17 protein-coding genes are annotated in these 20819 nt (G+C 72.8%); 8 read left to right on the top strand and 9 right to left on the bottom strand.

Annotated elements, in window-relative coordinates; all coding sequences use genetic code 11:
• Positions 1–76: 76 nt before the first annotated feature.
• Entirely contained in the window at positions 77–1732 is a 1656-nt protein-coding gene (locus tag ACZ60J_RS37220) for a solute symporter family protein (RefSeq protein ID WP_469688609.1), read from the bottom strand.
• Complete coding sequence (locus tag ACZ60J_RS37215; RefSeq protein WP_469688608.1) at positions 1729–2094, bottom strand: DUF485 domain-containing protein; 366 nt, start codon at positions 2092–2094, stop codon at positions 1729–1731. The genes ACZ60J_RS37220 and ACZ60J_RS37215 overlap by 4 nt, the downstream gene beginning before the upstream one ends.
• A gap of 254 nt (positions 2095–2348) precedes the next feature.
• Between ACZ60J_RS37215 and ACZ60J_RS37210 the strand changes: the two genes are divergently transcribed.
• Entirely contained in the window at positions 2349–3899 is a 1551-nt protein-coding gene (locus ACZ60J_RS37210) for a S8 family serine peptidase (protein WP_469688607.1), read from the top strand.
• A gap of 104 nt (positions 3900–4003) precedes the next feature.
• On the opposite strand, the gene ACZ60J_RS37205 is transcribed toward ACZ60J_RS37210, so the two are convergent.
• From ACZ60J_RS37205 to ACZ60J_RS37195, 3 genes are read right to left on the bottom strand one after another with little or no spacing between them, the layout of a single operon-like run.
• On the bottom strand, positions 4004–5047 hold the full coding sequence (locus tag ACZ60J_RS37205) for a zinc-dependent alcohol dehydrogenase family protein (RefSeq protein WP_469688606.1): 1044 nt from the start codon (positions 5045–5047) through the stop codon (positions 4004–4006).
• A gap of 18 nt (positions 5048–5065) precedes the next feature.
• Positions 5066–5791 (bottom strand): lysoplasmalogenase, encoded by a 726-nt coding sequence (locus tag ACZ60J_RS37200; protein WP_469688605.1) that lies wholly within the window; start codon positions 5789–5791, stop codon positions 5066–5068.
• Positions 5788–6702, bottom strand: a complete 915-nt coding sequence (locus ACZ60J_RS37195; RefSeq protein WP_469688604.1) for a sterol desaturase family protein — start codon at positions 6700–6702, stop codon at positions 5788–5790. Before ACZ60J_RS37195 ends, ACZ60J_RS37200 begins: the two co-directional genes overlap by 4 nt.
• A gap of 127 nt (positions 6703–6829) precedes the next feature.
• Here ACZ60J_RS37195 and ACZ60J_RS37190 point away from each other — a divergent pair, with 127 nt between their 5' ends.
• Positions 6830–9847, top strand: coding sequence for an NACHT domain-containing protein (locus ACZ60J_RS37190; protein WP_469688603.1), 3018 nt, complete (start codon positions 6830–6832; stop codon positions 9845–9847).
• 112 nt (positions 9848–9959) lie between these two features.
• Here the strand turns inward: ACZ60J_RS37190 and ACZ60J_RS37185 are convergent, their stop codons facing one another.
• The 4 genes from ACZ60J_RS37185 to ACZ60J_RS37170 are packed head-to-tail and all read right to left on the bottom strand — an operon-like array spanning position 9960 to position 14178.
• Entirely contained in the window at positions 9960–11201 is a 1242-nt protein-coding gene (locus ACZ60J_RS37185) for an amidohydrolase family protein (protein WP_469688602.1), read from the bottom strand.
• Positions 11198–12484: an amidohydrolase family protein gene (locus ACZ60J_RS37180; protein WP_469688601.1), complete on the bottom strand. Its 1287-nt coding sequence runs from the start codon at positions 12482–12484 to the stop codon at positions 11198–11200. Before ACZ60J_RS37180 ends, ACZ60J_RS37185 begins: the two co-directional genes overlap by 4 nt.
• Before the next feature lie 12 nt (positions 12485–12496).
• Complete coding sequence (locus ACZ60J_RS37175) at positions 12497–13381, bottom strand: SDR family NAD(P)-dependent oxidoreductase (protein WP_469688600.1); 885 nt, start codon at positions 13379–13381, stop codon at positions 12497–12499.
• Positions 13381–14178: an acetoacetate decarboxylase family protein gene (locus tag ACZ60J_RS37170; protein WP_469688599.1), complete on the bottom strand. Its 798-nt coding sequence runs from the start codon at positions 14176–14178 to the stop codon at positions 13381–13383. The genes ACZ60J_RS37175 and ACZ60J_RS37170 overlap by 1 nt, the downstream gene beginning before the upstream one ends.
• A gap of 126 nt (positions 14179–14304) precedes the next feature.
• On the opposite strand from ACZ60J_RS37170, the gene ACZ60J_RS37165 reads away from it, so the two are divergent.
• The 6 genes from ACZ60J_RS37165 (at position 14305) to ACZ60J_RS37140 (ending at position 20800) form a co-directional block, all read left to right on the top strand.
• Positions 14305–14931 carry a TetR/AcrR family transcriptional regulator gene (locus tag ACZ60J_RS37165; protein ID WP_469688598.1) on the top strand — a complete coding sequence of 209 codons (627 nt, stop codon included), beginning with the start codon at positions 14305–14307 and terminating at the stop codon, positions 14929–14931.
• A 141-nt stretch (positions 14932–15072) separates the two neighbouring features.
• Complete coding sequence (locus ACZ60J_RS37160) at positions 15073–17709, top strand: MXAN_6230/SCO0854 family RING domain-containing protein (RefSeq protein ID WP_469688597.1); 2637 nt, start codon at positions 15073–15075, stop codon at positions 17707–17709.
• A gap of 53 nt (positions 17710–17762) precedes the next feature.
• Positions 17763–18752: a DEDDh family exonuclease gene (locus tag ACZ60J_RS37155; RefSeq protein ID WP_469688596.1), complete on the top strand. Its 990-nt coding sequence runs from the start codon at positions 17763–17765 to the stop codon at positions 18750–18752.
• 133 nt (positions 18753–18885) lie between these two features.
• A complete protein-coding gene (locus tag ACZ60J_RS37150; protein WP_266577931.1) occupies positions 18886–19119 on the top strand; it encodes a hypothetical protein in 234 nt (77 codons plus the stop codon).
• Between the two features lie 117 nt (positions 19120–19236).
• Positions 19237–20034, top strand: coding sequence for an SURF1 family cytochrome oxidase biogenesis protein (locus tag ACZ60J_RS37145; RefSeq protein WP_469688595.1), 798 nt, complete (start codon positions 19237–19239; stop codon positions 20032–20034).
• Between the two features lie 10 nt (positions 20035–20044).
• Entirely contained in the window at positions 20045–20800 is a 756-nt protein-coding gene (locus ACZ60J_RS37140) for an SDR family oxidoreductase (RefSeq protein WP_469688594.1), read from the top strand.
• The last annotated feature ends 19 nt before the right edge of the window (positions 20801–20819 follow it).

Genomic DNA, 20819 nt, shown 5'->3' with positions numbered 1-20819 from the left:
GAGGCGTGGCCGTGTCGTAGGGAAGTACGACACGGCCACGTTGGGTGCTCGGAGGATCTCGCTCAGGTGCTGCGTGTCAGTGCGCGCCGACTCCGGTGAGTGAGCGGACTTCCAGCTCGGCGAACTTCTGCGGGTCGGCCTTCTCCTTGGAGAGGACGGTTCCCAGCCATCCCAGCAGGAAGCCGAGCGGGATGGAGATGATGCCGGGGTTCTCCAGGGGGAACCAGTAGAAGTCGGCGCCCTTGAACATCGAGGTGGGCTTGCCGGAGACCACCGGCGAGAAGAGCACCAGGACGACCGAGGAGATCAGGCCTCCGTAGATGGACCACAGGGCGCCCTGAGTGGTGAAGCGCTTCCAGAAGAGGCTGTAGAGGATCGTCGGCAGGTTGGCGGACGCGGCGACCGCGAAGGCCAGGGCGACGAGGCCGGCCACGTTGAGGTCGCGGGCCAGGGCGCCGAGCCCGATGGCCACGGCTCCGATGACCACGGTCGACCAGCGGGCCGCCCGTACCTCTTCCTTCTCGGTGGCCTTGCCCTTGCGGATCACGTTGACGTAGATGTCGTGCGCGAAGGACGAGGAGGAGGCCAGCGTCAGGCCCGCGACGACCGCGAGGATCGTGGCGAAGGCCACCGCCGAGATCACGGCGAGCAGGACCGCGCCGCCGGTGGAGCCGGAACCGCCGCCGATCTCCTGGGCGAGCAGCGGGGCCGCGGTGGTGCCGGCCTTGTTGGAGGCGATGATGTCGGCCCGCTTGAGCAGGGCCGCGGCGCCGAAGCCGAGGACGATCGTCATCAGGTAGAAGGCGCCGATGATGCCGATGGCCCAGTTCACGGACTTGCGGGCGGCCTTGGCCGTCGGGACCGTGTAGAAGCGGATCAGGATGTGCGGCAGGCCCGCGGTACCGAGGACCAGGGCGAGGCCCAGCGAGAGGAAGTCCAGCTTGGAGAGCGAGTCCTTGCCGTACTTCAGGCCCGGCTCCAGGAACTTCACTCCCTGTCCGCTGTTGTCGGCGGCCTTGCCCAGCAGGTCCGAGATGTTGAAGTTGAACTTGAGCAGCACCAGGAAGGTGATCAGCAGCGTGCCCGCGATCAGCAGCACGGCCTTGATCATCTGGACCCAGGTGGTGCCCTTCATCCCGCCGATGGTGACGTAGAGGATCATCAGGACGCCGACCAGGGAGACGATCACGACCTTGCCGAAGTCGCTGGTGATACCGAGGAGCAGCGAGACGAGCACGCCGGCGCCGGCCATCTGGGCGAGCAGGTAGAAGATCGAGACCACGATGGTGGAGGTGCCCGCGGCGGTGCGTACGGGGCGCTGGCGCATCCGGTACGCGAGCACGTCGCCCATCGTGTAGCGGCCGGAGTTGCGCAGCGGCTCGGCGACCAGGAGCAGGGCCACCAGCCAGGCGACGAGGAAGCCGATCGAGTAGAGGAAGCCGTCGTAGCCGAAGAGCGCGATGGCTCCGGCGATGCCGAGGAAGGACGCGGCGGACATGTAGTCGCCGGAGATGGCCAGGCCGTTCTGGAATCCGGTGAACTGGCGGCCGCCCGCGTAGAAGTCGGCGGCGTCCTTGGTCTGGCGTCCGGCCCAGACCGTGATGGCCAGGGTGGCGACGACGAACAGCCCGAACAGGGTGATGATCAGCGGGCGGTGCTCGGAGGCGCCGGCGGCGGTGGTCGTACCCGCCGTGGCCGCCCCGGCGACCGCCACGTACAGCGGGGCGCTCATTCGCCCGCCTCCATCCTTGCCTTGATGGCCGAGGCCTTGGGGTCGAGCTTGGCCGCCGCGTGACGCGAGTACAGCCAGGCGATGAGGAAGGTCGTCGCGAACTGGCCGAGGCCCAGGACGAGTGCGACGTTGATGTTGCCGAAGAGCTTCGTCCCCATGAAGCCGCCCGCGTAGTTGGAGAGCAGCACGTAGAGCAGGTACCAGGCGATGAACGCCACGGTGAGCGGGAAGGCGAACGAGCGGTGGGCGCGGCGCAGTTCGGCGAACTCCGGGCTCTGCTGGACGCGTACGAACTCTTCGGCCGCGGGGGCCGCCGGCGGCGCTCCCGGACTGCCCGGAGGCGGCGCTGCTTCGGTGGTCACGGGGGACTCTCCTTGTGACGCGGGGGCGGTGGGGACGACGGACAAAACAACCTCCGTGGGGGGATGGTGGTGCCGATCCCCCTGTCAACGGCACGTCCGGCGCGTCGGGGTGGTTCAACACCTGTTGGTTTCGGCGGGAACTGATTCCTCGAACTGATGGCGCGAAGTCGAACGTCGGCACTAGGTTCACGTGACATGAACCCGTCGGGCGCGACCGCGCCCGCGCGGCTTTTTCACGATGATGTGGAGAACCCATGGCTCATCTGGGAACCGGTAACCGGCGGCGCGCTCTCGCCGTTCCGGTCGGCCTGGCCCTCACCGCCTCGCTCGCCTTCCTGCCCACGGTCGCGGCCTCCGCCGCTCCGCTCGGCGTGACGGCGGACGCCTCGGCCACCGCCAAGCCCGACACCTCCGGCCCCAAGCTCTCGTACGTGGCGAACGTGACCTCGCACGGAAGCGTGAAGCAGGCGAAGAAGGCGATCGAGCGGGCCGGTGGCACCGTGGTGATCGCATATGAGCAGATCGGCGTGGTCGTAGCCCACTCGCAGAACCCGGAGTTCGCCAAGCAGCTGCGCGCCCAGCGCAGTCTGTTCGTCTCGGTGGGCGCCACCCGTACCGCCCCGCTCTCGGTGGTGCAGACCACCGAGGAGGGCACGACGCAGCGGCTGAGCGACTCCGACGCCGCCAAGGCGGCGGCGCAGGCCGAGCCGGGTCAGGAGCCCCTGGAAGCGAACCAGTGGGATCTGCGGGCGATCAAGGCCGATCAGGCTCACAAGATCAACGATGGCAGCCGCAACGTCACGGTGGGCGTCATCGACACGGGCGTGGACGACACCCACCCCGATCTGGCCCCGAACTTCTCCGCCGGCCAGTCCGCGAACTGCGTCGGCGGGGTCGCCGACACCACCGCGGGCGCGTGGCGTCCGTACGCGGACGGCAGCGACCACGGCACCCACGTGGCGGGCACCATCGCGGCCGCGCGCAACGGCGTGGGCATCAGCGGCGTGGCACCCGGCGTCAAGGTCGCGGCGATCAAGGTCAGCGAGCCCGCGACCAGCCTCTTCTTCACCGAGGCGGTCGTCTGCGCCTTCATGTTCGCCGCCGAGAAGGGGATCGAGGTGACCAACAACAGCTACTACGTCGACCCGTGGCTCTACAACTGCAAGTCGGACGACGACCAGAAGGCGCTGGTGGAGGCCCTCAGCCGGGCGACGCAGTACTCCGAGCGCAAGGGCGTGCTCAGCGTGGCCTCGGCCGGCAACTCCAACCACGACCTGGCGTCCGACGCCATCGTGGACGACACCAGCCCGGACGACGTGGAGACCCCGGTCACCCGCACCATCGACCCGCACGTCTGCCTGGACCTGCCCACGCAGCTCCCGGGAGTGGTCACGGTGAGCGCGACCGGCAACCAGGGCTTCAAGTCCTACTACTCCAGCTACGGCCTGGGCGTCGTCGACGTCGCGGCCCCGGGCGGCGACAAGTGGCAGATACCCGCCACCCCGGACGCCAACGGGCGCGTGCTGTCCACCCTCCCGGGCGGCGGCTACGGCTACAAGCAGGGCACCTCGATGGCCGGCCCGCACGTCGCCGGCGTCGCGGCCCTGCTCAAGAGCCGGCACCCGTGGGCGAGCCCGGCGCAGCTCCAGCTGCTCCTCAAGGTCCAGGCCACGAAGACGGCCTGCCCCGAGAAGGTCTACGACGCCACGGGCGCGCTGGTCGACGCCGCCACCTGCAACAGCAGGTGGGGCCAGAACGGCTACGACGGCTACGGCGTGGTCGACGCGCTCAAGGCCGTGAAGTAGGGCCGTGGAGCAAGGCCGTGAAGGCGTAGCGGCCGGGACCTGACGTACGGAGGGGCCGGCCCGGGGATCGTCCCGGGCCGGCCCCTCCTGCGGGTCGTGGACCCCTACGGCTTGATCATGACCTTCAGCGCGCTGCGGTCGTCCATCGCCCGGTAGCCGTCCGGGACCTCGTCCAGGGTGACGGCCCGGTCGAAGACGGGCGACGGGTCGATCGCACCGCTGAGCACGTCCTCGAGCAGCTCGGGGATGTACGCGCGGACCGGCGCGACACCGCCGCGCAGGCTGATGTTGCGGTCGAACATGACACCGAGGTCGAGTCCGGTGCCGCTGCCGTGCGGGACGCCGACGTAGCCGACGGAACCGCCGTCGCGGGTGATGTTCACGGCGGTGCGCATGGACATCTCGGTGCCGACCGCCTCGATGACCGAGTGGGCGCCCTGGCCGCCGGTGAGCTCGCGCACGGCCGTCTCGGCGGCCTCTCCGCGCTCGGCGACGACGTCGGTGGCCCCGAAGAGCTTCGCTATGTCCGTACGGACGGTGTGCCGGCCCAGTGCGATGATCCGCTCGGCGCCCAGGCGCTTGGCGGCGAGGACGCCGCACAGGCCGACCGCGCCGTCGCCGACGACGGCGACCGTGGAGCCCTTGCGGACGCCCGCGCCGAGCGCGGCGTGGTGGCCGGTGCCCATGACGTCGGACAGTGCGAGGAGCGCGGTCAGCAGGTGGTCGTCGGAGACGGCGTCGGCGGGCAGCTTCACGAGGGTGCCGTCGGCGTGCGGCACGCGGACGGCCTCGCCCTGGCCGCCGTCGTGGCCGACCGAGCCCCAGAAGCCGCCGTGCTCGCAGGAGGTGTACAGGCCCTCGGTGCAGTAGGCGCAGGTGCCGTCGGACCACATGAAGGGGGCCACGACGAGGTCGCCGGCGCGCAGGCCGGAGACGGCGGAGCCGGTCTCCTCGACGACGCCGAGGAACTCGTGGCCGATCCGCTGGCCCGGCTGGCGCTTGGCCACGCCCTGGTAGGCCCAGAGGTCGCTGCCGCAGATGCAGGCGCGCAGGACGCGGACGACGGCGTCCTCGGGGCGCTGGATCGCAGCGTCGGGCACCTCCTCCACGCGGATGTCGTGCGGGGCGTGGATGACGGTGGCGCGCATGGTGGTGCAGTCCTCCGGCTAGGAAATGGTTGAGCCCTGTAGGGCCTCCCTACCGTACGCCCGCCGCGGCGCGAGTGCTCCCGTGGCCAGCAGGTACTGGGCCGCCACGTACGTCGCCATGACCCAGAAGTCGGGGCGGGGCAGCTGGGGCCACTCGGCGACCCCGGTGGCGATGAGCGTGTCGGAGAGCAGGAACAGCGCCCCGCCGAGCCCGGCCCGCCGCCCCAGGGCGCTGGAGCGGTAGGCCATGGCGGTGAGCAGCAGGCTGTACCCGGCGACCGGGATCCGCAGCTCCGCGGGCAGGTCGCCCCAGAGCAGCGTGACGGTGGACAGGAGCGCGGCGGCGTACGCGGCCCCGAGCAGGGGGCCCGTCCGGCGACGGCCGAAGAGCACCAGATAACAGACGTGCCCGGCGGCGAAGGAGCCCATGCCGATCAGGAAGGCGGGATCGGCGTCGAAGAGCAGGGCCAGGTCCCCGCCCCAGCCGAACAGCAGGGCAGCGATCAGCAGGCGGGGGGCGCGGCGGGTGATCACGTAGGCGACGAGCAGCGGCATCAGCAGCGGCTTGGCGACGAGGTGCCCGGTGTGCCAGCCCGCCAGCAGGGATCCGAGGTCCACGGCGGTGGCGGCCGCGAAGGCGACGAGCAGTGCCCGGGTGGCGGGGCCGGAGCCCGGGGGGAGGGCGGGGCGCGCCCAGGACGGCGTACGGGACTGCGCGCGGTCGGTGGAGCCGGCGGCGCTCACGCGGCGTGCTCCGGGGCGGGCGCGGAGGCCTCGGCGGGGGCCGCCTGCGCGGCTTGTCCGGCCTGGGCGGGCTGGGCCGGCTGGGCCGGCTGCCAGCCGGGGCCGCCGAAGACGCGTCCGGCGCGCTCGCGCCAGGTGGTGGCCCCGCGTACGTCCCGGGCGATGGAGGCGTACTCGTGGGTGGCGACGCGCAGCGGGTTGTAGGTCTCGATGTTCTTGGTGAGGCCGAAGACGGGCCTGTCGGTCTCCCCCACCCAGGAGCCGAACATCCGGTCCCAGAGGATCAGGATGCCGCCGAAGTTCCGGTCCAGGTAGCCGCCCTGGGAGGCGTGGTGGACGCGGTGGTGGGAGGGCGAGTTGAAGACGAACTCGATGGGCCGGGGCAGCTTGTCGATGCGCTCGGTGTGGATCCAGAACTGGTAGACGAGGTTGACCGAGTAGCAGAACGCGATGGCGGCCGGGTGCACGCCGAGCGCGATCATCGGGAGGTAGAACGGCCAGGAGGTGGCGCTCGTCCAGGGCTGGCGCAGGGCGGTGGTGAGGTTGAACTTGCGGCTGCTGTGGTGGACGACGTGGCAGGCCCACAGGATCCGGATGACGTGGTGGCCGCGGTGCTGCCAGTAGTAGAGGAAGTCCTGGGCGAGCAGCATCAGCGGAACGGTCCACCACAGGACGGGGACGCGCAGCGGGGTGAGCTCGTAGACCGCGGTGTAGATCGCGACGATCGGGATCTTCCAGAGGAAGTCGAAGCCGAGGCTGCCGATTCCCATGCCGAGGCTGGTGACGGCGTCCTTGGTCTCGTACCCGGCGGCGTCCTCGTCGGGATGGATGCGGTAACTCACCAGCTCTATGACGGTGAGCAGGACGAAGGCGGGTATGGACCACAGCACGACATCGGGCAGGTTCGGCATGTCCGCACCATAGAGGCGGGTTCGGGGGCTCGGCTAGGGGTTGTTACCGATCGGTATCCATCGATGTTACCGACGGTTCACGAGATGCTTCCGGGTGCGGGCGTCCGGGCAGGGGGAGGGCATGGGGATGACGGACTCAGGGGCGGGATTCGGGGCCGCGGTCTTAAGGACGGCCGAGGCGGTGGCGCTGGCCCTGGCGAGGTCCCGGCCCGGTCCGGCGCGCCGGCTCAGGCCGGCGAGGCCGGGCGACGCCGCGGTACGACGCCTCGCGCACGAGCTGGCGGGCCGGCTGGCCGGGGCGGCCGCCGGGCTCGACGAGGCCGACCGGCTGGCGGCGGTGACCGCCGTCGGCGAGGTGTTCGCCGCGCTGGGCCCGCGGGAGGCCCGGGCCCTCTTCGCCGCGGACCCCGGCCCGGCATCCGCGGCGGCGCCCCCGCCGGACGCCCCCCTCGGCCCGGCGGCGGCCACCGCCTACCGGGAGCTGTTCGCCCTGTGCCGCGCGGCCGGCGGGAGCCCGGCCGGCGCGAGCACGCCGGGCGCGGGCGACGGAGGGGACGAGGCCGCGGCCGACCGGGCGGCCCGGTTCGAGGAGGAGTACGCCCACCACGTGACCCGGGCCCAGGCACGGATCCAGCTCTTCGGGCTGACCTTCAGCCGGGACCGCCAGGACTGGCCCCTGGACCTCGCCTACATCAGCCTCGCCGTCAGCGGCGCACAGCTCCTGGAGGAGCCCGGCCTGCGGACCCCGGTCAAGGTCGAGGTGGCCCTGAACGCCTCGGAGCGGGTCCTGCTGCGCGGCCCCGCCGGCTCGGGCAAGAGCACCCTCGTCCAGTGGCTGGCCCTGAACGCCGCCCGCCGCAGTTTCGGCCCCCAGCTGCCCGACTGGAACACGCTGGTCCCCTTCGTCCTGCCGCTGCGCTCCTTCAACTCACCCGCCGGGCTGCCCAGGCCCGGGGACTGGCTGACCGCGACCGGGGTCCCGCTGACGGCCCCGGAGGGCTGGGTCGAGCAGCTCCTGTCCGCCGGGCGCGCACTGGTCCTGGTCGACGGGGTGGACGAGGTGCCACCCCGCCTGCGCAGCCGGACCGAGTCCTGGCTGCGGGAGCTGCTCACCGCCTACCCGGCGGCCCGCTTCGTGGTCACCACCCGCCCGTCGGCCGTACCGGAGGACTGGCTCACCGCCCAGGGCTTCTCCTCGCTCGCGCTGCTGCCGATGGAACGCGACGACGTCGGCGCCTACATCACGCACTGGCACGACTCCGCCCGCGCGGAAGCCGGCGGCGAGGGCGCCGGTCTGGAGCGGGAACGCGCACTGCTCGACCGGTACGAGAAGGCGCTCCTGCAGGCCGTCGGCACCCGCCGGGACCTGGGCCGGCTCGCGACGAACCCGCTGATGTGCGCCCTGCTGTGCGCGCTGAACCGGGACCGCCGGATGCACCTGCCGCGGGCCCGCAAGGAGCTGTACGACGCGGCACTGGACATGCTGTTGATCCGCCGCGACATCGAACGGGACATCTCCGGGGTCGAGGGCGTCTACCTCAGCCGGGACGAGCAGACCCTGCTGCTCCAGCGGCTCGCGTACTGGCTGATCCGCAACGGGCAGGTGGAGGCCTCCGCCGAGGAGGCGATCGGGATGATCGCCGAATCGCTCGACGCCATGCCGCAGGTCAAGGCGCAGGGCACCGCGCAGACGGTGTTCCGGCACCTGCTCATCCGCAGCGGGCTGCTCCGGGAACCGGTGCCGGGCTCGGTGATGTTCGTCCACCGCACCTTCCAGGACTACCTCGGCGCCAAGGCGGCGGTGGAGGCCAGGGACTTCGGCGTGCTGGTCCGCAACGCCCACGAGGACACCTGGGACCACGTGGTCAGGATGGCCGTGGGGCACGCCCGTCCGGACGAACGCGCCTCGCTGCTGCGGCAGCTGCTGCGCCGCGCCGACCAGGCCGAAGCCGACCGGAGCCGGCTGGTCCTGCTCGCGGCCGCCTGTCTGGAGCACGCGCCGGAGCTGGACCCGGAGGTCTGGCGCGAGGTGGAGGAGCGCACGGCCCGGCTGCTGCCGCCGCGCTCCCCCAGCCAGGCCGGGGAGTTGGCCAAGGCGGGCGAGCTGGTCCTGGAGCTGCTGCCGGAGCCGGCCGGGCTGACCGAGGAGGAGGCCGCCGCGACGATCCGTACCGCGGCGCTGGTCGGCGGGGACCGGGCCCTCCAGGTGATCGCGGGCTTCCGGACCGACGACCGCTACGAGGTGGGCCGCGAACTGTCCGACGCCTGGGGGCGGTTCCCCGTGGACGCCTACGTGGACACGGTGCTCGCGGACGCCCCCATGCGCACGGCCCACCTGCACGTGCGCACCGCCGGACAGCTCCGGGCCCTGCACCGGCTGCCGCACGTCCACCGGCTGCACGTCACCTGGGACGGCCCGGTGCCGCGGGAGATCTCGGAGCGGCGGGACCTGGAATCGCTGATCCTGCACCGCAACGCACGGCTGGCCGACCTGTCCCCGCTGGCCGGCCGGACGACGCTGCGGCACCTGGGCGTCCTGGACTGCCCGAAGGTCACCGGGATCGACGTGGTCGGCGAACTGCGGGCGGACAGCCTCGCCTTCGGCTACCTGCGCGACGACCTCTCGCTCGCCCCGCTGGCGGGCGCGGCCGGCCTGCGCTCGCTGGTCATCGGCTTCGAGCCGGAGCAGCGGCGGATCGGGGACGTCCCCGCCGCGGACACGCTGACCGCGCTGCACCTGTGGCAGGGCGCCCGCCGCATGACGCTCGACGGGATCGAGCGCTGGCCGCGGGTGGAGACGCTGACGGTCGCCGGGAGCGGTCAGTACCGGCACCTGGTGCGCTCCCTGCCGCTCAGGGGACTGACCGGCCTGCAGATCCGGCACGCCGCACCCGTCTCGGCCGGCGCCCTCCTGCCGTACGAGCGCCTCGACCGGCTCGTCCTGATCCGGTGCGCGCTGGAGGGCACCCTGGAGGCGCTGCGCGATGTCCCGGCGCTGCGCCGACTGGTGCTGAGCGAATGCCTGGGGACCGTGGACCTGTCGCCGCTGGCCCCCTTGGAGGAGCTGGTGATCGAGCTGCGCGGCGGCACGCACGTCACCGGGGCGGAGCTGATCCCGCCGGAGCGGCTCGTCCGCAGGGACTGAGCCGCTCCACCGGGAGCCCGGAGCACGCGGAGCCAGGAGCACGCGGAGCCCGGAGCGCCGGGACCGCTTGGTCAGGCGGCCCCGGTACTACGGGGCGTCCGCGCGCTCCCGGTCACCAGACCCGGACCGAGCCCCCGCGGGCGAAGGCCGGGCTGGTGGCTCCCGCCGGGACCTCCGTCAGGGGCTGCGCGACCTCCGAGACGAGGGGGCCGTGCTTGGCGGCGACCGCGTCCAGGAGGGCGAGGTCGAAGCCGTACACCCGGGCGGCGTTGCCGCCGACCATGGCGGCGACCTCCTCGCGGGGCAGGCCCGCGTAGGCGATCCGCAGGCCCTCGCGGGAGTAGGGCGTGGTGCCCTCGTCGTGGGGGTAGTCGCTGCCCCACATGATCTTGTCGAGGCCGATCCGGCCGCGCAGCGGGACCTCGTGGGGGCGCATGAAGCTCGCTCCCACGAAGCAGTTCTCCCGCCAGACCTCGCTCGGCCCCTTGCCCATGGACTCCGCCAGCCCGGCCCCGAACTTGGCCTCGGCGGTGGCCGAGGCGGCGACCAGGCGGCCGTGGTAGTAGTCCAGCATGTCCATCACCCCGGGGATCCAGCCGGAGCCCTGCTCGGTGAGGACCAGCTTCAGCCCGGGGTTGCGCCGGAAGGCCCCGCCGAAGATGAGGTGCCACAGGGCCCGGTGGGAGAACCAGGTGGTCTCCACCATGAAGACGGCCCGCGCCGCCGGCTCGTCGCCCAGCGGTGGCGAGGCGGAGCCGCCGTGGTGGTTGACCGGGACGTCCAGCTCGTCGCAGACGGCCCAGATCGGGTCGTAGACCTCCGAGTAGAGCTCGGGGATCGAGGAGCCGGGCGGGACCCCGGGCAGCAGGATGCCGCCGGTGAGGCCCGCCTCCCTGGTGCGGCGGATCTCGCGCACCGCCTCGTCCACGTCGTTCAGCAGGATCTGGACCACGCCCGCACGCCGTCCGGGGGCGTCGTCGCAGAAGTCGGACAGCCACCGGTTGTGGGCCTGGAGACCCGCCCAGCGCAGGGCGAACTCCTCACGGGTCGGGGGCTGGGCCATCAGCGAGGACTTCGGGAAGAACGGCGGGATGGTGTTGGGGAAGAGGACTTCCGCGACGATCCCGTCGGCCTCCAGGTCGGCCAGCCGGCGCTGGGAGTTCCAGTTGGCGTCCGCCGTGTCCGCGAGGAGGTCCTCGTACGGGTTGACGTAGGTGGCGGCCCAGGCGTCGAAGGCCTCGTGGTGCTTCTTCTCCAGGTAGGGCCGGTAGTCCAGAAGGTCGGCGCCCGCGTGGCAGTCGGCGGAGATGACCGTGTAGCGGTCCTCCCCCGCGGCCGGGGTGTCGGGACTCACGGGTTCACCCCCAGCACCGGGAAGTCGTTGTCGGTCAGCCAGTGCCGGCCCACGTCGCGCGAGCGCGCCCAGGAGGCTTCGACGGCCGCCTGGTCCTCGCTCTGGCCGAGCTCGGCCGGGGTGGGGCCGATGCGGCGGGCGATCGGCGCCAGCTTCTCGGTGTCGAAGCCGAAGACCTCGGCCGCGGCCAGGCCCAGCATCCGGCGGGTCTCCTCGACGGGGATGTCGTGGAAGGTGTTCTTCAGCCAGGTGCGGGTGTTGGGCCAGGTCCCCTCGGGGTGCGGGAAGTCCGAGCCCCACAGGATGTTGTCCACGCCGATCTCGTAGCGCTGGGCCAGCTCGCGCCGCTTGGTGTTGGTCGCGCAGACGAACACCTGCCGGTCCAGGTACTCGCTCGGCGGCCGCTTCAGCTCCTCGAAGGGCGAGAGCTTCTTGCCGCCGTGGGCGCCGAGGTAGAGCCGGTCCATGAACCAGAGCTGGTTCGGCAGCCACCAGCAGCCGGACTCGGCGACGCCGAACTTCAGGCCCGGGTGCCGCTCGAAGACCCCGGACCAGAGCAGGAACCAGAGCGGGCGGGCCGGCCACCAGGTGACCTCGGAGACGAAGATGCCCAGGTGGTCCCCGTACTCGTGGCGCGGCGAGGAGCCGGAGTGGGTGACGATCGGCATCTGCGTCTCGGCCGCCGCGGCCCACACCGGGTCGTAACGGCGGTCGTGGTAGGGGGCCTTGTCCACCCACATGGCCGGGATCATCAGGGCGCCGAGCCCCGATGCCTTGGCCCGGTATATCTCGGCGACGACCTTGTCGGGGTCGCCGGTGATGGGCAGCAGGGCCACCCCGCAGTGCCGCTCGGGGTTCTCCGAGACGAACTCGGCGAGCCACCGGTTGTGCGCCTGGGCGCCGGCCATGCCGAGCTCGGGGTCCTGGTCCCCGGAGAGGCCGAGGCCCACTCCGAAGGGGGCGGCCGTCTGGCTGTCCACCGCGTCGGCGTCGGGGAAGACGACTTCGGCGGCCACGCCGTCGCCGTCGAGTTCCTTCAGCCGCTGCGTGACGTCCCAGCCGCCCTTGAGGCCTTCCTCGTGGTCGTGGAACCACTTCTCGGCGAAGGCCTCGTTGCGCACGCCGAGCTTGGTGGCCTCGGCGCGGCGGGCGTCGCGCTGGCCGAGGAACTCGTCGAACTGCGGGTGGAAGGCGCTGTCCAGGTAGGGGCGGTACTGCTCGGTGGGCAGCCCCGCGTGGCAGTCGGAGGAGATGATCAGGTACGGGTCTTCGTACGCACTCACGATTGAGGCTCCTCAGTCGAGGATGAAACTTTCCAGGTAGCCGGGGTTGGCGCGGTCGAGCATCGACTGCGACCGGGCGCGGATCTGCCGGTCGCTGTGCTCGCTGTCGGGCAGCATCCAGAAGCGGTCGGCGCGGATGCCGTCCACGACGTGGTCGGCGACGTCCTCGACCGGGGTGAAGGCGACCTCGTGCCCGGCCTCCTTCATCGCGGCCTCGAACTGGGCGATGCTGCGGTACGGGGACTTGCGCGGGCGCTCCTTGGCGTACCGGTCGGGCCGGTTGCGGTGCGACTCCCACAGGCCGGTGCGCAGCATGTGCGGCCCGGGGAAGAGCACGGAGGCGCCGATGGCCGCGCCCTCCGCCTTGAGGTGGGCGTAGAGCGACTCGGTCATGGTGACCACGGCCGCCTTGGTCACCGCGTAGACGGAGGCGGTGGGCAGCGGGGCGATGCCGCCGTCGCCGGAGGAGGTGTTGACGATGTGGCCGGGTCCGCCGCCCGCGATCATGCGGGGGACGAAGGCCTGGATGCCGTGGAAGACGCCCCAGACGTTGACGGAGAAGGCCCATTTCCAGTCGTTGGGCTCGTGCTCCCACATGCGGCCCTCGGCTCCGGAGCCGACGCCGGCGTTGTTGCAGAGGACGTGCACGGCGCCGAAGGTCTCGTAGGCGGCGTCGGCCAGCGAGATCACGGAGTCGCGGTCGCTGACGTCGACGAGTTTGGCGAGCACCTCGGCGCCGTCGGCGGCGAGCTCGTCGGCGGCCTTGCGCAGGGCGCCCTCCTCCACGTCGGCGAGGACCACCTTCAGCCCCTCGGCGGCGAAGCGGCGGGCCATGGCGAGGCCGATGCCGCTGGCGGCTCCGGTGACCACGGCCACCTGTCCCGGTTCGAGTCGCATCAGACGCTCCCCTCGGGCGGTCCGTCGAGGATCTGCATCGGGTCGTCGTAGCGCTGGTGGATGTACGGGAGCAGGGCCTGGGCGCTGACCCGCTCGACGACCTTGCCCCGCTGGTCGGTGGTCTTCTCGCCGATGGTGAGCTCGACGAGCCGGCGGACGGGGAGATCGGCGATCGGATCGAACATCGACTCGCGGAGCACCACGTCGCCGGTGATGTGCTCCAGCTTGCGGACCTTCTCGTTGCGGGTGCAGTGCACCAGCACCGGATCGGCGTCGAAGCCGGAACCGTCCACGGCGGGGAGGAACTTGAAGTAGAAGTCGGTCTTCACGGTGGGCTCGGGCAGCGGCAGCTCGCGGTCCACCGCGCCGCGCACCTCCACGAAGGCGATCCCGTGCCGGGCGAGCGCGGCCCGGACCACCAGGCCCTCGCGCTCGACGGTGATCTCGCCGAGCTTCTTCGGCTCGCCGAAGACCTCGCGGCCTCCGACCAGGGCACGCTCCATGCTCATCGGCATGACCAGCGGGTACCAGCCCTCGACCCCGTCGTGCTGGGCGGCCACGGCCACCGAGCCGGCACCGAGCGGGTAGCCGGGCAGGTCCACCTTGCTGATGTTGGCCCGTACGAGGGGCCGCTCCGTGGGCTTCAGCGGCGGCGGCAGGACCGCCGCCACCACGTCCGGGTCGGTCTCCCAGACGGCCACCACGCCGGTGGACCAGATGTCGGGGAGCTTGGAACTCTTCTCTCGCGAAGCGGCGATCTCGGCCTCGGTGCGCGCTCCGTACCGTACGCGTGCCATCTCTCGCACCATCCTTCGTCTAGGACGCAGTCGGTTCTGTAACACAGTTACACCGGGACCGATGAAGGGTAAAGACCCCTGCACGTACCTGATCTGACGGATCGACAGATAGTTGGGACGGTCACCATGGCCAGAACCACGCTGACGCGCGACGAGGTGCTGGACGCCGCCGCCTCCCTCGTCAAACAGCACGGCCCGGCCGCCCTCACCATGCGCAAGCTCGCCGCCGAGCTGGGCACCGCGGTGACCTCCATCTACTGGCACGTCGGCAACCGCGAATCCCTGCTCGACGCCCTCGTGGAGCGGACCGTGGAGGAGGTGGGCGCCATCCGGCCGGCCGGCCGCACCCCGGGCGACCGCATCCTCTCGGTCGCCCGCATCCTGCGCCGCGAGCTGCGCGAGCGCCCGCACCTGATCGCGATGGTCCACGAACGCGGCCTCACCGAACGGATGTTCCTGCCCGCCCAGCAGGCCCTGGTCCACGAGGTGCACGCGGCGGGGCTGCGCGGGACCCGGGCCGCGGACGCGGTGCGCGCGATCCAGTTCCAGATCATCGGCTTCGTCCTGGTCGAGCGCAATCGCGAACGCTCCCCCGCCCAGTCCCCCGCCGAAAGCGAGCTCTGGGACCCGGCCGACGCCCCGCACGACCCGCCGCTGGCCCGCGCGCTGGCCCGCCCGGTCGATCCGGAGCGGCTGTTCCAGCTGACGCTGAAGGCCCTGGTACGGGCCCTGCTGGCGCCACCGGCCAGGTAACCGGCTTGCCGCCGCGCGGCCGCCCGTGATGGGATCGGCTCCACGGGGGCGGCTCCCCGGCGCGCATCCTCTCCCTTTCACGGAAAGTCCGCGCGACCTCTCTCCGCCCCCGTTTTTTGTTCGCGGAGGGAAACAAGGACCGTGCCCGTCACCCGATCCGCCGATGAGCTCATGCTGCGCCGGCTCCGGACCGTCTACCTCGACCGGCCGCCCGCCGCCGCCTCACCCGGCACCACGGGGGTCCGCCCGCTGGAGGGCGAACTCCTCGAACGCGGCTGGACCATGAGCCGGGAGCTGTACGCCGCCCTGGCCGTCCTCGCACCGACCGACCTCGCCGAGGAGCGCTCGCGCCTGCTGGCGCTGACCGACGGCCTCACGGGCACCGAGCGGGGGCCCCGGCCGGCCTTCCGCCGCTTCCCCTTCTCCGTCCCGCACGACACCGAACGCTGGTACGCCGCTCGCGTCCTCACCCTGCTGCGCCTCGCCCCCTCCCGGCCGTGCGCCCTCTGCGGCCGGACCCGCCCGGTACACGCCCTCGACCCGTGCGCCCATCTCGTCTGCGGCTCCTGCCGGGACGGCGCCGACCCCACCGTCTGCCTGGTCTGCCTGCATCCCCTCGACCCGGCCGCTCCCTTCCTCTCCGCGGACTCCCCCGCTACGGAGCACCCCGCGCCGGACGGCGACGGGAGCGGGATCCCGCCCGGCCCGCTCCGGCTGCTGCGGCTCGGCACCGATCCCGCGGCCGACGCAGCCCGGGTGCTGGCCCCGCTGCTCGCCGGGCCGGCGCCGCTGTCCCCCGAGGACCACGCCGACCTGCCGACGCTGCTCGCGCTCGCCCCGGCCGGGCTCGACTGGCTGCCCGCACGGATCCCCGTACCGCGGACCCGAGCGCTGGTCCTGGCCGGCCTGCTGACCGGAACCGCCCCGCGGGACGCCGTACTGCCGCTGCTCGCCGGGTGGTTGACCAGCGCCACCGACGTGCTGCGCCTCCTCACCGCACTGTCCGGCGGGGACCCGGAGCCGCTCGCTCCCGGGCCGTCCCGGTTCCGCTCCCCCGACCGGCCGCTGCGCCGCGCGCTGCTCGGCGCACTCGACGCGCTGCCCGTCGCCGGCCTCGTCGAGGAGCTGCTGCGGTATCCGACCGCCTGGAAGCGGGCCGCCGAGACCCTGCACCCCTTCGAACGGTCCGCCCGCCATCCCCGGGCGGCCCTGGCCTTCGCCGCGCTGCGGGGCACGTCCTCGTCCGGCGCGCTGGGAGCGGCCCTGCGCGAGACGGCCGCCGCCCATCCGGACGCCGTACGGGTCGAGGGCGGCCGGATCCGGCCCTTGACCTGGGCCGGGCGACTGGAACGGGCACTGGCCGAGGGCGACCCCGGGGCCGCCGCCGAGGTGGCCGGGGAGCGCCCGGAGGAGCTCGTCCTGCGCCTCGACCACCTGCTGCGCCTGCACACCGGCGACCAGCCGGCCCCCGGGGTCGCACGGGAGCTGGCCCGCGCGCTCCCCTCCGTCGGCGCCGGCCCACTGCTGGCCGCGCTCGGCGCGCTGCGCGGGCGCGCGGCGGACCGGACCGGCTCGCCGCGCGTGTTCTTCCCCAAGGGCCCGGCCGGCCACGTCCGGTCCGTGACGGAGGACCGCCCACCGCTGCCGGGCCCGCTCGTCGCGGCGGCCACGGCCCTGCTGGAGGCGGAGGTGCTGCGCAGGTTCGCGTTGCGCGAGGGGGAACCGTACGAACTGGCCGTCTTGGACTCCGGGCTCGCGGAACTGCCCGTACCCTCCGGCGGGACCGACGGCGCTGTGCCCCGGGGCAGCTTTCCGGCGCTGCCCGCAGGCTCGGAGCTCCGGCTGTTCCTGCACTGGAGGGAGGCCCCGGAGCAAGTGGCGCTGCTGAACCTGGCGGTGGCCTTCTTCGACGCCGACTGGCGGTTCACCGGCCTGTGCGACCGCGAGCGTCCGGCCCACGGGAGGCCCGGGGCGGGCGCCGTGCATGCGGGCGGCCACGGCTGGGCGCCCGTACCGCGATCCGTGCCGGAAGGGGAGACCGAGTACGTCGACCTGGACCTCGCGGGGCTCGCCGGGAGCGGGGACGCGTTCGCGGTGGTGCTGGTGTCCGGCTACGCCGGGGTGCCGTTCGAGGAGCTGGCGCGGGCCTTCACGGGGTTCACGTCCCGGCCGGCGGACGGCACGGGGGCTGAGGGCCCGGTGGTGGACGGCCGGCACTTCGGGCTGACCGGCCCCGCGACGCGGGCCCGGGTGGCGGTGGTCGTGGACCTCGCAGCGCGGCGGGCGCTGTGGGCGGACCTGCGACTGCCGCCGTCGGGCGCCTTCGAGAGCGTCACCCCGCGCGGCGACCGGGTCGCGGCGCTGGCCTCGGCCGCATGGGCGCACTTCGCCTCCGGCACCCGCACCACCCTGTGGGACCTCACCGTGTGGCGGGCGGCGGCGCGTACCCGGGAGGTGGTGGTGATCCGGCGGGGCGACGAGAGTTCGGACACCGACGAGGTGTGGGTCTACCGGGCCGCGGAGGGCGAGAGCGCGACCGCCTTCGCCGCCCGGATCGGCGCCTTGGCGCCGCCCGAGGAGCGCCGGCCCCGCGCCGACGCCGACGCGGAGGCCGCCGAACTGGCCGCCGGCAAGCGCGCGTTCCTGGCGCTGACCAGCGCGAGCGTGGCCCCCGACGGGGGTTCGGGGACGGCCTACCGGCTCTTCCCCGGACCCGCCGAAGTACCCGGGTCCTTCGACCGGGTGACGGCCGGGGACCTCGTCGCGGAGCTGGGCTGAGCCGGGCTGAAGGGCCGTAAGGCTCCGGGTGTCGGCGCGGGCCGATATCCTCTGTGACCATGCTCGCCGACCGTACGACCGCAGAGACGACGTGGCCGACCGCGTACCCACAGGGGTACGCGGTCGTCGACGTGGAGACCACCGGGCTCGCTCGCGACGACCGGATAATCTCCGCCGCCGTCTACCGGCTCGACGCTCAGGGCAACGTCGAGGACCACTGGTACACGCTGGTCAACCCGCTGCGGGACCCCGGGCCCGTGTGGATCCACGGTCTGACCAGCGACATGCTCCAGGACGCGCCGCTCTTCAAGGACATCGCCGGGGAGTTCGCGGACCGGCTCGCCGACCGGGTCCTGGTCGCGCACAACGCGATCTTCGACTGGCAGATGATCGCCCGTGAGTACGCGCGGGCCGAGGTCACGGCGCCGGTGCGCCAGCGGCTGTGCACCATCGCCCTGTCGAAGGAACTGAACCTCCCGCTGCCCAACCACAAGCTGGAGTCGCTCGCCGCGCACTTCGGCGTGGTCCAGCAGCGCGCCCACCACGCGCTCGACGACGCCCGGGTCCTCGCGGAGGCCTTCCGTCCGTCCCTGCACGCGGCCGCGCGGGACAACGTACGGCTGCCCCTGCTGGAATGCCGGCCGCTGACGGAGTGGTCGGACACCCCCGCCGCCCCGCGCGTCGGGTACCAGGCCTCGTACGGGGCGGGCGGCGCCGGGTCGAGCTGGCGGCCCTCGCGCAAGCGGCCGCCGTGCCCGTACCCGAACCCGGGTCGGTGGACGGACGGCACCCCGCTCAAGCAGGGCATGCGGATCGCGTTCTCCGGCGACACCTCGGTGGACCGGGAGCTGCTGGAGGACCGCGCCGTGGAGGCCGGCCTGCACGTCGCGACGAGCCTGTCCCGGCTCACGAGCCTGCTCGTGACGAACGACCCGGACTCCTCCACCTCCAAGACGGTGAAGGCGAAGTCCTTCGGAACCCCCGTCGTCGACGAGGCGGCCTTCACCCAGCTGCTGCGGGACGTGGCTCCGGCGCAGGACTGACCCCGGGGCGGATCGCGGGCCTGGGGCCGAAGGGCCTGGGGCCGGGCCGGATGTTGGGCCGGCCGGGTGCACGCTCGGCGACTCACCCCGGTGGATCTTGTTCCGGCGGTCCGCCCTGCGCAGCATGCCGCGCATGGCACGTTGCGAAGTCTGCGGGAACGATTACGGCATGTCCTTCGAAGTACACGCACAGGGTGCTGTGCACGTCTTCGACTGCTTCTCCTGCGCCATCCACCGCATGGCGCCCATCTGCGAGCACTGCCGGGTCCAGATCATCGGGCAGGGCGTCGAGGTCCAAGGACAGTGGTTCTGCGGAGGGCACTGCGCCCGCGCGGAGGGGAAGGTGGGCATCACCGACCGCGTCTGATTCCCGTCCCGTCCTCCCGCCCGGATCCCCCCTCCTCCCCCTCCCTTTCCCTCCGCCACGACCCCGGACGGCCACCCGGCCGCCGGGGTCCTCGCCGCTGGGGGTACCGTCGTGGGCGTGTACCGCTTTGTGCTGACCCGGCAGTGGGTGTGCCTCACCCTCATCGGCCTCGCCCTGATCCCCGCGATGATCAAGCTGGGGTTCTGGCAGTTCCACCGTCACGAGCACCGTGTCGCGCAGAACCAGCTGATCGAGGCGAACCTGCGGGCGAAGCCGGTCCCCATGACCGAGGTCACCTCCCCCGGCCACGTGGTCCCGCGCTCCGACTACTGGCGCGCCGTGACCGCCACCGGCACCTACGACTCCGCGCACGAGGTCGTCGTACGGATGCGCACCGACAACGACGACAAGGTCGGCTTCCACGTCCTGACCCCGCTGGTCCTCCCCGACGGCCGGGTGGTCCTGGTCAACCGGGGCTGGGTGCAGGGCGGCGACGACCCGCGCGCCTACCCGCCGGTGCCGGCCGCGCCCACCGGCGAGGTCACGGTCACCGGGCGGCTGAAGGCCGACGAGACCAGCGGCGGCAGCGGCATCAAGGACCGCAAGGGCCTGCCGGACCGCCAGGTGATGCTGATCAACAGCGAACGGCAGGCGCAGTACCTGGGCAAGCCCGTCCTCGGCGGCTACCTGGAGCTCACCTCCCCGGTCCCGGCCGACGGCAAGCCCGAGGTGGTCGCCGAGCCCGACCACGACTCGATCGGGGCGCACATGGCGTACGCGGTGCAGTGGTGGCTGTTCGCCTCCGCCGTGCCGGTGGGCTGGATCGTGCTCGTACGGCGCGAGAAGCGCGACCGCGAGGCGGCGGCAGCCGCCTCGGCCGCCGCTTCCGAGCGGGAGCCGGTGGCGACCGCGTAGCGTGTCGGGCATGGATCTTGGACTGAAGGACCGTGTCTACGTAGTCACCGGCGCCACCAGGGGCCTCGGCTACGCATCCGCCCGCGAACTCACCGCCGACGGCGCGAAGGTGGTGCTCACCGGCCGGGACGCCGCCCGCGCCGAGGCCGCGGCCAAGGCGCTGGGCCCGAACGCGGTCGGCGTGGCAGCCGACAACTCCGACCCCGGGGCCGCCCCGCGGCTCGTCGCCGCGGCCCGTGAACACTTCGGCCGCCTCGACGGCATCCTCATCAGCGTCGGCGGCCCCGCGCCCGGTTCGGCGGCGGACAACACCGACGAGCAGTGGGCGGCGGCCTTCGAGTCGGTCTTCCTCGGCGCGGTCCGCCTCGCGCGGGCAGCCGCCGCCGAGCTCTCCGACGGCGGGGTCATCGGCTTCGTCCTGTCGGGCTCCGTGCACGAGCCGATCCCGGGCCTCACCATCTCCAACGGACTGCGCCCGGGCCTCGCCGGCTTCGCGAAGTCCCTCTCCGTGGAACTGGGCCCGCGCGGCATCCGCGTGGTCGGCCTGCTGCCCGCCCGCATCGACACCGACCGGGTCCGCGAGCTCGACGCCCTGTCCGGGGACGCGGACCTCGCGCGCACCCGCAACGAGGCGGGGATCCCGCTGCGGCGTTACGGCACCCCGGAGGAGTTCGGCCGCTCGGCGGCGTTCCTGCTGTCCCCGGCGGCCTCCTACCTGACCGGCATCATGCTCCCGGTGGACGGCGGCTCCCGGCACGGCTTCTGAGCCGTCGCCCGGGTCTCCG

Source organism: Streptomyces sp. NPDC104226 (genome assembly GCF_055584085.1).
This window is presented reverse-complemented; position numbering and strand designations above follow the sequence as displayed.

Excerpts from the sequence above, each read along its gene's own strand:
- ACZ60J_RS37220 (WP_469688609.1), bottom strand. The coding sequence starts at position 1,732 with ATGAGCGCCCCGCTGTACGTGGCGGTCGCCGGGGCGGCCACGGCGGGT.
- ACZ60J_RS37210 (WP_469688607.1), top strand. The coding sequence starts at position 2,349 with ATGGCTCATCTGGGAACCGGTAACCGGCGGCGCGCTCTCGCCGTTCCG.
- ACZ60J_RS37205 (WP_469688606.1), bottom strand. The coding sequence starts at position 5,047 with ATGCGCGCCACCGTCATCCACGCCCCGCACGACATCCGCGTGGAGGAG.
- ACZ60J_RS37195 (WP_469688604.1), bottom strand. The coding sequence starts at position 6,702 with ATGCCGAACCTGCCCGATGTCGTGCTGTGGTCCATACCCGCCTTCGTC.
- ACZ60J_RS37190 (WP_469688603.1), top strand. The coding sequence starts at position 6,830 with ATGACGGACTCAGGGGCGGGATTCGGGGCCGCGGTCTTAAGGACGGCC.
- ACZ60J_RS37175 (WP_469688600.1), bottom strand. The coding sequence starts at position 13,381 with ATGCGACTCGAACCGGGACAGGTGGCCGTGGTCACCGGAGCCGCCAGC.
- ACZ60J_RS37170 (WP_469688599.1), bottom strand. The coding sequence starts at position 14,178 with ATGGCACGCGTACGGTACGGAGCGCGCACCGAGGCCGAGATCGCCGCT.
- ACZ60J_RS37165 (WP_469688598.1), top strand. The coding sequence starts at position 14,305 with ATGGCCAGAACCACGCTGACGCGCGACGAGGTGCTGGACGCCGCCGCC.
- ACZ60J_RS37150 (WP_266577931.1), top strand. The coding sequence starts at position 18,886 with ATGGCACGTTGCGAAGTCTGCGGGAACGATTACGGCATGTCCTTCGAA.
- ACZ60J_RS37140 (WP_469688594.1), top strand. The coding sequence starts at position 20,045 with ATGGATCTTGGACTGAAGGACCGTGTCTACGTAGTCACCGGCGCCACC.